The organism is Paenibacillus sp. FSL L8-0641, assembly GCF_038006265.1.
GTDB lineage: Bacteria > Bacillota > Bacilli > Paenibacillales > Paenibacillaceae > Paenibacillus > Paenibacillus polymyxa_D.
The window spans coordinates 3,991,775-4,006,344 of the sequence record NZ_JBBOUW010000001.1; the positions used below are offsets into that span (position 1 = coordinate 3,991,775).

At 47.8% G+C, this 14,570-nt stretch carries 13 protein-coding genes; all 13 read right to left on the reverse strand.

The features are described 5' to 3' along the window. Positions 1–25 precede the first annotated feature (25 nt). On the reverse strand, positions 26–802 hold the full coding sequence (locus MKY16_RS18040) for a DNA and RNA helicase (protein ID WP_340956502.1): 777 nt from the start codon (positions 800–802) through the stop codon (positions 26–28). Between the two features lie 107 nt (positions 803–909). Further along, the gene (locus tag MKY16_RS18045; protein WP_029515674.1) at positions 910–1,488 is read right to left on the reverse strand and encodes an RDD family protein; all 579 of its coding nucleotides are present in this window, start codon (positions 1,486–1,488) and stop codon (positions 910–912) included. Positions 1,489–1,556: 68 nt separating this feature from the next. Beyond that, a complete protein-coding gene (locus MKY16_RS18050; RefSeq protein ID WP_029515675.1) occupies positions 1,557–2,069 on the reverse strand; it encodes an RDD family protein in 513 nt (170 codons plus the stop codon). A 62-nt stretch (positions 2,070–2,131) separates the two neighbouring features. Further along, positions 2,132–4,783, reverse strand: a complete 2,652-nt coding sequence (locus MKY16_RS18055) for a molecular chaperone (protein WP_340956504.1) — start codon at positions 4,781–4,783, stop codon at positions 2,132–2,134. 31 nt (positions 4,784–4,814) lie between these two features. Continuing rightward, positions 4,815–5,504, reverse strand: coding sequence for an iron-dependent peroxidase (locus tag MKY16_RS18060; protein ID WP_134902813.1), 690 nt, complete (start codon positions 5,502–5,504; stop codon positions 4,815–4,817). Next, on the reverse strand, positions 5,501–6,820 hold the full coding sequence (locus MKY16_RS18065) for a normocyte-binding protein (protein ID WP_340956505.1): 1,320 nt from the start codon (positions 6,818–6,820) through the stop codon (positions 5,501–5,503). The genes MKY16_RS18060 and MKY16_RS18065 overlap by 4 nt, the downstream gene beginning before the upstream one ends. 44 nt (positions 6,821–6,864) lie before the next feature. After that, entirely contained in the window at positions 6,865–8,742 is a 1,878-nt protein-coding gene (locus MKY16_RS18070; protein WP_340956508.1) for a serine/threonine protein phosphatase, read from the reverse strand. A 22-nt stretch (positions 8,743–8,764) separates the two neighbouring features. Then, positions 8,765–9,595 carry a PP2C family protein-serine/threonine phosphatase gene (locus tag MKY16_RS18075; RefSeq protein WP_340956510.1) on the reverse strand — a complete coding sequence of 277 codons (831 nt, stop codon included), beginning with the start codon at positions 9,593–9,595 and terminating at the stop codon, positions 8,765–8,767. A 35-nt stretch (positions 9,596–9,630) separates the two neighbouring features. Then, positions 9,631–10,158, reverse strand: coding sequence for an FHA domain-containing protein (locus tag MKY16_RS18080; protein ID WP_028542470.1), 528 nt, complete (start codon positions 10,156–10,158; stop codon positions 9,631–9,633). A 67-nt stretch (positions 10,159–10,225) separates the two neighbouring features. Continuing rightward, a complete protein-coding gene (locus tag MKY16_RS18085) occupies positions 10,226–10,774 on the reverse strand; it encodes an FHA domain-containing protein (protein ID WP_029515681.1) in 549 nt (182 codons plus the stop codon). 32 nt (positions 10,775–10,806) lie between these two features. Further along, positions 10,807–11,256: a J domain-containing protein gene (locus MKY16_RS18090; protein WP_340956512.1), complete on the reverse strand. Its 450-nt coding sequence runs from the start codon at positions 11,254–11,256 to the stop codon at positions 10,807–10,809. Between the two features lie 130 nt (positions 11,257–11,386). Further along, positions 11,387–11,812, reverse strand: a complete 426-nt coding sequence (locus tag MKY16_RS18095) for a hypothetical protein (protein WP_013311475.1) — start codon at positions 11,810–11,812, stop codon at positions 11,387–11,389. A gap of 119 nt (positions 11,813–11,931) precedes the next feature. Next, positions 11,932–14,100, reverse strand: a complete 2,169-nt coding sequence (locus tag MKY16_RS18100; protein WP_340957592.1) for a transcriptional regulator — start codon at positions 14,098–14,100, stop codon at positions 11,932–11,934. Between the last annotated feature and the right edge of the window lie 470 nt (positions 14,101–14,570).

The window sequence follows — 14,570 nt, forward strand, 5'->3', positions numbered from 1 at the left end:
TGTCTATTCCTCCTCCGCATATTGACTAATCCACAATCATCCGCCCGGCTCCGCCGCCTTGCCAGCGGCCTGCTGTGCGCTTACCCCGCCCGACTCCCTCCAGGATCAGCACCAGCTGCCTATGGAGCTGAGCAGGTGAATAATCTCTGTATTCCGTAGCATTTCGGTTTGCGATGTAATGCTGAATGGACTCCCTGTCTACGGCTTCTGAGTTCAGGCATATGAGGGCAAACATACAATCCATCGGATCGGATGCACCACTTTTAAGCAGCTCGGATGCGAAGTAGCGCATCGTCTCCGGGCGCAATGTACTCTGCTTCAAACCCGCAAAAGGAGCATGGATATCACTCCATGTATTGAATTCCGTTGCCATGTCGGCAAAATCCTGATAATCCGAGCGAAGCACGGCTCCCTCTTTGAGCTTGAATCGGCCCAGCTCCATCTCATCCAGACCGATTTCTGCCTCATCCTCCAGCACGATATCTGCATGATGGGCTGTGAAATCCGGGCGATCTGTTTGTTCCAAAAAGAGCAGCTTCAACACCGACAGCCGCCCTGTGGCCGCATACGACACTTCCTGCTCCTGCTCCAGCAGATACAATCTACCCTTGTGCTTCACGATGCCTCTACCAATGGTTAGCGTGTACTCCCCGACAGTTACGTTCATTCCTGTAATGATGCCATCCGAATAATCCTGATACCGGATATCGAGAAAGCTGCGGGGGTAGTCCCGCAGGTTCTCTAGCATCTCGGTTTTGAGAATACGGCCTTTCTCGAACTTCGGCACGATATGGGTTAACATGTGGTTTCCTCCTCTCCGTGCCGATTTCGGCACAAGTGTCGCCCGGCACCTCAGTAATGACATTGCGTAGCAACGTTATGCGCCAGCCGGGTCGCTCTGCGACGTCATTACTGCTCTTCTTTATTCAAGGGAACGGACAACCGATTCACACCGGGTGCAGGAGCCGGGACAGGCATCTCTGTCAGCGATGGATTTTGCTTAATATACTCAGAGTAGTCCAGCCAATTTTTGTTCACCACATAGGTACGAGCGATTTTGTCATGCAACGCCTGCTTTTTTTCAGTGAAAGCTGCCATGATATAGCCTACAAATATAGTGACTAAGCTAATGATTTTACCCCAGTAGCGGGCGTTGGCCCGTCCGAAAGATATTTTTTCATTATTTTCATCCGCAACGACAATCCCCGCAGCCAGCTTGCCGACCGTTCCTCTGCATTTTGATGATTCCATGATGGTGTGGTAAAGCCAATCCAATAAAAGAGGGCCAAAAATAATAATAGCTCCCAAAATTCTCACCGACACATCGTCTAAGTGTGAAACAAACTCCGAAAAATTCGGCATTTTTACGAACGCAGAGACAAACCCTATCGTCACAAACGGCAACGTATCAATCAAACGAATAGTCACAAATAAAATAGTATAATCTAGCAAATGGGCTAAAAATCTTTTCCAAAAACCAGCGTACATCCTACTGCTCCTCCTGTTTAAAGCCTGCTGTTCATCAGAATCTTTGAATCTGTGTGCCAACCTAAATGTTACATTCCAGCTCCGCGCCCAGCCTGCTCACGAAGGATATAATTCAGCTCGCGTTTGTCCACAACGTAGGTACGGGCAATCAGATCGTGGAGAGCCTGTTTTCTCGCCGTAAAGGCTGCCATAATAAAGCCGGCGAACAAAATGATGACTGATAGAAGCTTACTCCAGTAGCGGGCACTAGCACGTCCAAAGCTGAGCTTGTGATTAAACTCATCTACTACAACGATGCCGAGAGCCAGTTTGCCCACCGTGGCTTTGCATTTCGATGATTCCATAAGCGCATAATATAGCCATATAGCTCCCCAATTCAGCAAGGTCTGTCCTATTACTTTCATGGTAACAATAGAAGACGATCCGTCTGAGAGCAAAGAGCTTTCTGCCGGAGACGGTACCCAATCCCCTAAGGTCCGAATTACCATCCAGATCAATCCAAATATTAAAAATACAAACCATAGAATAAGGCCATCGATGATATAAGCCAAAGTTCGTTTCCAAAAACCTGCATACAGCACGTTATCCCCTCCAAGTGTTGTGTACTTTTCTAATTTCAGCATTTTGCAAAACCCTTAATTTACTATTTCGTGCCGTCAAAGAAATCCAGCTCGGAGAGATCATTCTCGAAGGCAAAAAAGCGTTTGGGTCCCAGATGCAGCAATTCATCTCGGCGAGTAATCGGCACTACATAAAAGCCCCAGCGGCTATCTCCGACAAAAACAAAATATTTCGTTTCCCCATTACGGATGGAGTCCGTATCATCCTGCGGGATATCCCGCCCGTACAGCACTGCAATTTCCTCATACGGCATGGGTTCAAAAGCTTCTGGCCGACTACGATACACATGGCGCTGACGCAGCTTGCCGCCGTCGGCCGTCAGGAAGAACTCCACCTCAGCCGCATGAGACGGCCGGGAAATAGAACCGCGTACCCGATTGCTTTCCAAACTCACAATCAGCTCCTTCTCGCGTCCCGTATGCGTCCATGCGCTGACCGTGTACGGAATAGCCGGAATATGATTGGTAATGACAGGCTCAATCGTGCCCATTTTTTTAGCGTTCAGGTAACGGATAGCCCCGCGCAGACAGGCCATTTTCAACTCAGGTACCCGGCTGAGGTCCTCTGCCTTTTGACGAAACTCAATACTGCGCCCCGGTACAAATTCCTTGAGTGCTTCGCGAAATACGTCAATCCGGCAGGATTGCCCGGTTAGCTTGATAATCGAATAATCCTGCATGCGTCCCTCCAGATAAAACTCATCCAGAAACTTGCGCACAATATTGTAGATGTCCGCCTTAAGAAGCTGCTGTATTTCCCGAATGTTAAACACCACATCAGGCAAACCATATTCATCACGAAACCGTCCGTTCTCGATGACTGAAACCAGCCAACGGTCCATCACTGCAATGTTCAGGTCGCTTTCAGCAGATAATACCTGCTCGGATTCGAAGCGGCTGCGCAAGATCCCCGTACGTAGAAAAAATTCCTTTTTCATATTTTCTGCCGCGCTCCACAACAGATGAAAATTACTCAGTACCCGCTGATATTCATCCCGTGTAGCATGCTCATACTGTTTGAACGCGGTAGGCAAGATGGCCTCTGCCTCTCGGTAGCGCTCCTCCAGTCCCGCATATACAGCATCTACACCAAACTCATCCACATGACGGTACAAATCTCCCGAAGGAATGCCGATCAGGGCATCAATATCGGTGTCAGGCAAACGCGTCTCGGCAGCATAATAACCTGCAAATACAATTTTCATAAACTGCATAATCCGATACGTCAGATTATTGCCGCCAAAGTTGGTATCCCCGTTTTCATATGTTGTGTGAATATCCAGCTTGTAAGCAATACGTCCGTCCTCAATTCGGAATCGGCAGGAAGACAAATCTGTCGTGCCTCCACCACAATCAATAACAAGTGCCTGGTACTCCTCACCGTCCGCAAAAGTCCCTCGTTCCATCTGGTCTGCCAGCGTGTTGTACAGCACAGCCAGCCCTTCGTCCAGCGCATCCTCCGCTTCAATCTGGTAATCAGGCAAAATATCACTAAACATCTCTATAAACTGGGGCTGCAGCTTTACCGGAGCAGAAAAGTGCAGGTTGCGGAACCGACACTTAAATTGCTGCTCGGCTGTAGCAATCACATAACGGATAAAAGCAGCTAAAATATCACTGCGGGAAGCGGTTGCTGTATTCCCCTCGGAATCCATTAATTCCTCAATTCGCTTATAATCGTTGACCCACCGCTTGATCCCCCGCAATACTGTTGCACGGCTTCCTGCCACGTCAGATCCACGTAGTGCATCCTCCCCAAATACATAAAGGATATGTTCTGGATTGGAGCAATCTGCGACGCGAATAGCAGTCGGCAATACTTCGATCCAGTCGCCTTCTGCCCCTTCTGGGCCGGGGAATGACACATAATTGATGGCGTTCAGCCTTACTGTGCTGCTCATACCTGTATCAGGAGCCGTAACGTAGGAGCTATCCAAATAAGCACCTGCTGTGGTGTTCGAGGTGCCAAAATCAATCGCAAGTACCGCATCTGTAGTTTCCGTGCCCCGAATGATCAGCTCTGCCACCGGAATCCGGTGACCTTGAAGCTTCAGCGGCAGCATTGGCTTATCTCCATAGTAGAGGTTATAAAAATATTCTGATTCCTGTCTTCGCAGAAACAGCAGGCTATAACTATGATTGGACGTCTCTCGCAGTTCAGCATCACGATGACGAGAAAGATAATATACGCCTGTTCGTGTCTCATCCTTCACCAAATTCAAAACACCGCACAGTTCTCCTGTTGCATTCACCAGCAGCACATTAGATGAGCTCAGCCAAGGCAAATCGGATTCAATCCGGTAGTTGTCCATGCGACCTGTGCGTACACCCTGATACAGCGTGATTTTGGCGGGAACCCGGATGCCGCTGCTCTCCTGCCGACGGTCGTTCCAGTTTCGCTGTAGTGCCGATTCCATGCGTTCAAAGCCGCCAGGATTTGGCCTTGTGATGAGTAAATGCTCTTCCGCGCTCCGAAAACGTAAAATCACGCGAATCAACTCTTCACGTGCCAGGCGATTGGCAAAGCCCTCGACCAGTCGTTCCTTATCGCATATTCCGCGTAACTGAAAGGTCGTCATTTGCTCCAATTCCGCCCGCGTGTATTTCGCCGTGAAGCGTATGCTTTTTCGATCGGTGAGCGGGTCTAGCAACCTGTATGTATAGGGTCCGTTCATCGTTCACATGTCCTTTCTTAGCCATTTAGCCTTAATAGAGGGCGATAGCGTCTATTTTCATCGTAGGATCTTCCTCCAAAATGCCGAAATGACTTGTCCAATACAATTCCGTCGTAAAACGTGCCGGAAGAAACAAATCCAGAATCAAATCCACTTTAATCCGTGACAATGGTGTCTCCTCTTGGCCGATATAGATGAGCAGTTCGTCTTTTTCCTCACAATTGGTGTAAATGATTGAGCGATGAAAGACGCGCCGCATCGTTTCTTTTAGCAAATGTACGGCTTCTCCCGTCTCATACAGGCGCAGCAATCCTTCAGCAATCGCGTCCTGATCCTCACGGTTTAATTGTCCAAAGCCTTCCTTTACCTTCGGGCCAAAAATGCCCTCTGCAATATCACGCTGAACAAACCGGATATGGTACTCCCGCCGATTCATCCCTTGATACAAGTCCATTTCCGCCAGGAAATGCATCATAATATCAAATAGCGATTCTCTCAGCTCTAGATACTCTTCAGCATCCGGTGGAAACAGATCCCGAAAAATAGAATAAAAGCGGTAGTACGGATTGATTTCCACTACCTGCTCCAAATGGGAAGTATTCAACTCTGCCAGACTAAGCTCCATATACGGAGAGTAGCTGACAGCGGGTACGAAGCGGAATTTATCTACATCCAGCCCCTGTTCCCTCGCGCGCATGAGCAAATCCCAGACGTAATTCACACCCATTCTCCTTCACACTTGTACTCCGGAAAATACATCTGCACTTCTGATACTAGAAAGCTCATTAAATCGGATAAAATATAAGCAGGCGCAGTGGGCAAAACATCGTCAGAACCACGTCTGAACCCCAAACGCATGATCTGCTTGCCTTCCTCTGTCCGTACGTTATCGCTGATAAACGGATTTAACGGATACGTCTGGGTTTTGGTTAAAAGGTTGCTTACATCATTTCTCCCTGCACCTCCCCAGATGTCTACACGTTCCAGCTCAAGCCCCTGCGCTGCTTCAAACGAGTTTACGATGCGCATGATTTCCGCTTTGGCACGGACAATCACGGCCTGTTTTCCTGCATAGCGGCCCAAAAAGCTGTCCTGTCGCCGATTGGACAATAACGGATAAGTCTGACGACTAAGTCTCGTTGTAACAGGCTTCGTAACCTTCAACACATTCCATTCGCCAGACTTATCACGTGGTGTGACAATCGTCAGTTCCTCTTCTGTACGCTTGATATACCGGATATCGCCTTCAGTCCCGTCAATCAAGTAACCATGCTCAGGACCTGTTTTTCGCAAAGGTAGCACATGCTCATAATTCACACGATCCATAGCGGGTATAGGAAAGCCGCTGTTCTTTAGAGATAGCCTTTCAATGTTCCAAAGCGGAAAAACGTCACCCTTCTTAAAACCGTCGAATTCCTCCAATGAAATTGTAATTTCATGAATTTCTTCATGGGCGGCCGGCTCGCCGTCTCCACCAATCAATACACAGTCCACAAACTTATAAGCGTACGGGTGATTAATTGTTTTCCACGGCATGCCATTTTGCATAAACGTGTGATATAACTGCTCAATCTCTAAAATATAAGAACGGTTATGCTCCAGACGAAAACGAATCGGATAATTGCCGGTTTCCGTGACCAACATTCCTGAGAAAATTCGCTTGCTGCGCACCAGTGCTGAGATTCGTTCGGTCTCCATCTCAAGGAAAAGCGTAAACAGCGGCATCGATCCGCCTTCGCGTACCACCTCTGCCACATGGCTGATGTCAATCTGCTTTTCCTCCGTATCCGACGGTAACACAGGGTATAAAAATTCATGAATCGGGTCATAGTCCTCACGCGATGTCAATGACACGTACACATCAATCTTTTCTTCCGTATTCTCAATTTCCTCAAATACCCGCCGTTCTAGCTGGCGGGTCATTTCTTCCTGATATTCGACGAGGTTCATAAATACCCCCGCCATCATATTTTTCAGTAAACGTCTCTGCTCCAAATCGTCCATCTTGCTCAAACGGTCCTGTACCAGCTCTTTCACGACGTCTCACTCCTTTCGGCTCCAGCTTCATTGAACATGAAAACTTAACTTCCATTCGCAGCAGCCCGATCTTGGTTCTCTGAATCAGACGCTCCTTCTGCTTTAGAAGCGGAATCAGCAGTTCCTTGTTCTTTGCTGGTGCCCGCCTTGGCCGAAGAGGCATTTCCATCGCCCGTACCGCTATTTTTTGCCGCTGAAGAGACTTCCTTCTTCGCGGGTGTAGTTCCCGCTGAAGCCGTTGGCGTAGCCTTCGTTTGCGATTCTGCAGCAGGGGTTGCAGCGACGGAAGCTGAAGCATTACTCGCTGCGTCCCCTGCGTCCGTGTCGTTCAACGCTCCGTCAGACAATCCCAATCCAGCAGGAAGCTGACCGTTTTTCTGCTGCTCAGCGCTCTGCTTTTCCTCCGCCTTGGCTATGCTCCGCTCCAATGCCAGAACACTTTCGAGCTTATCGATCTCCTGATAAATTTCCTGTGCCCCGCTATAGGCATCAATGGCTCCTTCATAATCGAGATCCTTCATCATTCGATCTCCTTTAGCCTGAAGCTTGCCAGCTTGAATCTCCTTGAGCTGCTGCTGAATAGCAGTCAATTTATCGTTGGCCTCGGTAATTTTCTTCTCCAGTTCTTTTTGCGCAGACGTATAACCGGATTCCATCGCAGCCTTATTTGCTTTTTTGTACAGCTTGAGTGCATTCGTGTAATCGCCGCCCTGAAATTTCATATCTCCGTCCTTCATCCAGCTCGCCGTCTCAGCATAGCTGTCCAGTTGGTCGATTTTATGCTCAATATCCTTCACATTGAAAGGCGGGTACAGACCAGCGCTTTTCCGTGCTTTCTCGTAGCTGGCTTCAGCTTTGGTAAAGTCCGCCTTTTCCACGTAGCCGTCTCCGTCAACCAGCAATTGAGACAGTTTCTGCTCGGCTGTATACATTCGTTTGTGAATTTTATCGTTAATTTTAACCGCCGCGTTTTTCGCTTCACTGTAGGACTTGAGTGCCTTCGCATAATCTCCTGCCCTGGCATAATCATCCGCGGCCTGAGCCGATTCGACCATCGTTTCCAGCGCAGCCGCCTTGTTCGCTGCCATACGCGCCAGTGTAATCCATGCTCCCCCTCCCACGATTACAAAGGCGAGCAACGCAATCAAAATCCGTTTGATCAGCTTACGGCGGTTTTTAGGCTTTTCCTGAAAAACTTTATTTACATAAATGGCCGCAGCCGTGTAATTGTTCACCGTCCGGTGCTGTTTGCTTAGCAGAACCTCTTCCAATGTGTCCGTCAGCATGACCGGATCCTTCGCTTCCTCTAGCGCCCCCAGCATTTCCGCCAGCTCAACGTCCTCCCACATCCCGGATGTGGCGAGCAGGATTACATCTCCATCTGCAAGCTGGGTCTTTTTGGCGTAATGGGCATGAACTCCATTCGGATTTCCCAAGTATTCCAGCAGATTACCTCGTTCCTCATGTGTGCTGGTCGCTTCGTCTGGAATGCGTCCATCATCTGCCAATGACTGAGCCAGACTATGATCCTTGCTGCGAAAATTAAGCCTTCCATTGCGAAAATGATATAGCCGCACATTACCGCACGAAACGTACACCATTTTGTTGTAGTTGGTCACTACCATCAGCAGACTGGCTTTGAGCCGAACACGACGGCTTTCAAATTGCAGCCATTCCTGCGCTTCACGCAGATCTCTCATCAAGCGCCGCTTGGACATGGAAGGCTTCTCCATGAAGTTTTCAAGCACCGTTTTGACAACCATTTCTGCGCTGCGCAGCTCCTGATCCGAATCCAGACCGTCTGCGAGGACATAACAGGCCATGTCGTCCGTCTCCATGAATGCAAAATAGTCCCGGTTGTCTATGTAAGAGCCCGCTTCCGACACAAAGGCGGTACTAAAATCGCTGTTGTCCTTGCGCATCGCTACCCCCGTCTTTCTTGTTTCATCCTATCGCCAAAATAAGTACTGTTGCATTATCCTGACTTTTAAAGCCTTTATCATTAATGGCGTCGATCATGGCATCCGCTGTTTCCTGCGGTGTTCCACCCTTGCGCATAATCTCTTCCAATTCAATCTCCGTCAGCGCCTCCTGAATGCCATCGCTGCACAACAGCACATGATCGCCCGAATACAGACGAATCGGTGCACTCCCCAGTTCCATGCTCTCAAAGCCCTCATAGCCCAAGTAGTTGACCAGTTGATTGCGCACTGGACTCGTTTTGGCTTCCTCCGAGGTCATTTGTCCAGCAAGCACTCGTTCCTCCAGCAGTGTTTCTGCTGTATGCTTGGAATTGACTGTTTGGAAATGACCATTACGGTAAATCGTAATCAGGCTGTCGCCCACCGCTCCGTAATACAGCTGATAGCCGCACACAATGACCGCAGCCAGCGTCGTTCCTCCACCCTGTCCATTCAAATTTTGCAAAATGCCGCGATTGCTTTGAGTTGACGCCTCTGCAAAATATCCGTTCAAATTCGTTGCATCTTCCAGCTTGGCAAATGCCTTTGTAAAAGTCGTCACAGCCAAGGTACTGGACATACGTCCATTGGCCAGTCCACTAATACCGTCTGCGACAACAGCCAGCGTACCGACAGGTGTCGTCATACTGGAGAAATAATCATCCTGCTCGCTCCGGCTCCCGATCGTTTGACCATTTCCGATTTCAATTCCACTTACGGTACGGCTGCCGGAACTTCGCGTCAGTCGTATACGGATCATGAGAAGAACAGCGAATAGTACCGCAGCTCCACTTACAACAAAATAAGGCTGCATATCGTTACCTCCCTGCACCATTGCCCAATTCCATCCTAGTTTTCGTTATCCCACTCAAAATGGGCGCCACACAGCGGGATAAAGATAAATTTGCTGTGTCCCAGCTGAATCACGTCATAGGCAGCCAGCTCTGCTGGTGAATATACCGCCTCGTTATTGTGGTACGCTAAACCTGATGAATCGCCTGGCAGCAAGTAAAAGTTGCGTTTCTTCGGATCATACACAATGACCGCATGATTTCTGCGAGAAATCGTGTTGTCCCCGATAATGCGGACATGCATTTCTTCTGCGCGTCCGATAAAGTTCTTCTCCGCCATAATGCGATAGTCCTGACCCACTTGTGCTCCTTCGATGCATACCAGCCATCCAGTTACCGGATGAATACCCACCGTCTCACCCAAATACGGCATTGTTTTGTCATTATCTCCCGCGACGTTTGTTTTCGCTGCTGGCTCCGCGCTCTTGGGTGCAGCTATATTTACTACCGTGTTGCAATAAGGACACGTATTTCCGTGCTTTCGTGTACTGAACATGTGTCCGTTCGGGCATCTTGTCAAACTCATAGTCGGTTCCTTCCCCCATTGTCATGATTGTCTTTTCAGCGATCTGAGAATTTTGCAGCATCCTCATCTATTTAACGAGCACCCTCGTATTGGCAATATATAATAAGTCACCTGAGTAAATCCGGTATGGCTCACCACTTTCCAACTTCTTGGTTACACTTTCGTTGGCAGACCGTAAGCCTGTACCATTACCGGAATCCACATCCTCTACAAACCAGTCGCTGTTCACCCGGTTGAGTACCGCATGTTCCACACTTACCAGGGAGGCATAATCTGTACCTGCCAAATCAATATCCGCCTCCGAACGTGACGTCGTTTTGCCGATTAAGAGCGACGTTTCGCCTTCGATATACCATTCTTTAATGGACTCGCCCTCTTCATCAATCAACACCAGCTTGGCAATCCGCTGACGTTGTGCCCTTGACTTGGCCACAGGTACAACGGACACCAGATTGCGCAGTATGTATACAAGCACGCCGATTCCAATACCTGTCGCGACCACGGTTTTCAAACCGCTGTAGCCTGTACGATTAAACACATAAAAGGCGATCGCCAGCATCAGCCCGAACATGGCAACATCTATGATGAAAACCCATCTGTTCTGCGCCGTTTTCACTGCTTGCTTCCCCCATTTCTATCCTGAAATCATCATTTTTTACGAATACCAAAAAATTGGTTAAACATCGCTGAGGTATCCGTCGGATCACCGGATTTTTTCGTTTTTTTCCCTGGTGAGCCTTCCTTCGTTTTCGGATGAAAACCAAAAAATTGCTCAAAATCAGTTCCTATGTCAGCTGGATTGAATCCTTTGGCTGTTGTACGCGCACCACCGGAAGATGTAGCCCCTCTCCCTCTCTCTTGCTGTTCCCCGCCAGCTCCCTCAGTTTTTCGGATGAGCTCGGCATCGTATGCCTGCCGCAATGCTTCGTCACGCAAGGTATTGTAAGCCTCGTGAATCAGCTTGAACTTGCGCGTTGCTTCCTCGCTTCCCTGGTTGGTATCAGGATGATACTTTTTGGCCAGTTTACGGTAAGCCTGCTTAATCTCTGCCTCCGAAGCATCCCGGCTGACACCGAGCAGCTCATAGTAGTTAGTCATTGTGTGATGTTCCCCTCTCCGAAAAAAATAAATATTAAGAGACCCGTAGGCCTCTTAATATTTATCCACCCTGCACTTGTGTGCCGGGTGAGTGTGTGTTTAAGCTGCACTTAACGTGAAGACGTTAAGCTTAAACCGGATATCCGCCGTCGATTGTAGCCAGCTCGGTTTTGTCTTTCTTTTGTTTGATGTAGAGTGTAAATGCACCTACACCTTCTGTGTCGCCGAAGTGCTCGTTGTAGTCTACAACGAAAGCATTCGGGAAGTGGATTTTACGCACAACTTGATCAGCTGCGATAACTTCCAGTGTTACTTTACGGTAGCTGTCTGCTTTTTCAGCAGGAACCAGAGACCACAAAGCCAGTTTCAGCGTGTCATCCGCGCTGTCACCGTCTACTGCTGTGATGATTTTACCGCTGATGCGCAGCGTGGAGCCTACGTCAGTCGAGCGTGCATTGGAATCGTCCGGTGTATCGGTGTCATAAATAACCGTTTGGATGTTATCCAAGCCCAGCTCAATTGTTTCTTGTCCTTCTACTTTCAATCTGAATCCCATGTGTGTTGCCTCCTTGAAATTAGGTAATATGATGGTGGAAGAAGCAGAGCTTCTCCGCGATTTATGTATAAAGGCGGTTCTGGATAGAAACGCCTCTAACATCTTTCGTAGTGCTCGGATCATGATTTGACCGAGCTGGTTCCCTTAGTGATCATGACTTCCAGGTTCTTCACATTACCGTTGAAGACCAGATCGATATGGCACATATTGCTTTTCTCATCAATAATGAAGCTCATATCGTCTCCGTCCTGAATGATCGAGTTAACAGATCCTCTGCTGCTCAGCCACTTGCTCTTCTGACTGCTCGGATTGTTACTGAAGAAACGGACGATATTCTCGTGTTTGAAGTCCCCTGTCTGGTAGCGCAAAATACGTTCAATATACGTGCTGACCAGCGTCTTGTAGATGGAGTCAAAACCGTCCTCGGACATCGCCATGCTTCTCGCCTTGTAGACGGTAATCCGGCGGATATCCTTATCCTGGATCTGTGCATTCTCCGACGAGAATACAAAGCCGAAGTTTTTACGGTTGATGGCATCCTTGATCGTGTTAGTGAAACCGGTGATCTCCTTGGCCATCGTCGTCACCGTGCGCAGACTGTTGTCTCCTGCCTCGATATCGAAGCGTACGCCAGGGAAGTTCTTATTGACCGTTTTGAACGTCTCACGCAGGTATTCAGGACACTGATAGGAAGCGACCAAGCCGGCGGCAACGTAGGCTGCACCTACATAAACGCCCTCGATCCACAGCTTGAGAATATCCTCTTTCTCCTTAGAGAGCTGTACACCATCTTCGGTCTGTAGCATTTTGCTGTCGATAATGACACCCGATTTGTCCTTCGGAATAATCGTAAAGTTCGGTACACAAGGAATTGCAAATTCGCTATATTCTCTGCGAACGAGACTAGCGCATTTATCGACATATTTATCAATGCCTGCTGTTGCCATACTGTTGAAAGTCGTTTCTTCACCGGATTCAAAATTAAAGAACATTTGAATTTTGTAATCCTTCACGACTTGCAGCAGCATCGAGAGCGATTCCATTGAATTGCCGCCCTGCTTAACGACCTTCTCGTTGCCCTTGAAGCGTTCACGTGAAACTTTTACCTTACCGCCCGCTTCCAGCTCGACGGATGGAACGATACCGAACCAGATCGTGTCGCTAAATTCATTCTTAGCATTCACAGTGTTCAGGTACGTTTCCAGGCGCGGGATATTGCTGCTTTTTACCAGCATGTCCAGCTTGTTGTTCGCCACCAGCATTGTCGGCAGCATGCCTTTGCTCTTCGTTGCATATTGATCGAAGAACATTTTGACACCGAGAATTTTTTCCACAAGGGGCTTAACCGCCTTTACGAAATCATCCTTGGCATTTTTATAGAACTCCAGATACGTGTTGTAGTTCTGAACCTCAACTGCTGTATCCACCTTGGTCTGAACAGCTGGCAGTGGCACAAACGTGCGAACTACCAAATCCTTCACATAATCAGAAGGCGTATCTGTGATAGAGTTATAGTCTTCTTCGAATACTTGAGAGAGATCGCCAGTGCTGTTCTCATCCAACAACATCAGCTCAGTGCTGTCGCTCTTCGGCGCTTCAATAATTTTCAGTTCGCCGCTTTCCCCGATGGAGAGCATGCCCACCTGGATCAGTTCACCGGAGTTTTCCTCTTGGGCGCCACCGAGCAGAAGGCGGGTTTTGATGTCCTCAATTGCCAGTGGGAGCATAGCCATAACGTTGTTGTAGTTTTGACTCGCTTCCTCGAACATGCCATTCAGCTTGTCACCCATGTCAAGTTTCTTCGGGTCACCATCATCCAGCTTGTCGTATTCACCATACATATAGTGAATTTCTTTGCGGACTTGGCGAATATCATCCATGACCTTTTTCGGTGAAATCATATCCAGCAGATTTTCAAATTTGAAATCTACATTAGTGATTCCTTGACTGCGCTTGGTATCGATGAGCGTAAACAACATTTTCAGAAAGTCATTACTTTGATTTACACGAATTTCAGAAATGCTATCCTCATCAATTCCTTCTGGCTTTTTAAGGGTGTAGACGACTTTTTGATTGGCCGCGTTAAAAAACGAATACACGGTCGGTGAAAACTTATCCAAAAATTCGTCAAAGCTGCGCACCAGAAGGTGCTGATTAATCTCCTTGATCTTCTCATCGCTCAAGCTGTCAATACCCTTCACATCACCTACTATGGTGATCAGGTCCAGCTTTTCCGGGTTAATCTCTTCAAAAAGCATTGTCCGGTTGGTTTGATAAATGATTTCCATCGCTGTCGGCAAATGAATAAAGTATGAGTTATAGGTCCATTGCTCCATACACGGACACGGGATGTCCAATTTGAAACGGACGAATACTCATTTTTAGTTCTTTTGCCTCCTCCCCCCTACTTATACATTTAAATTCGTCAAAGGATTGAGCTTATACCACATTTATGGTACAGGCATGTAACCTCGAAAATCGGTCCGAAGCGTTATTCGGCTTTTAACGGCAAAGCATGCAAGTGAGATGTTTTTTTAAATCACAAAGTCAGATAACACAGAAATTTTAAATTTATGATTTCGTATTCCTAACTTCAATCCCAATTTTTGCCGTTGATACGAGAGCTATCATACAAAGCACCCTTCAGTTTTGTCAATTTCTGTAGTCTCAGATTGAAACAGGGCATTTTGACTCATTTTATGCGTGAATACGTAATTTTTATGATATGTTAGACCTGTTTCTTCAGGGAAATATTCAC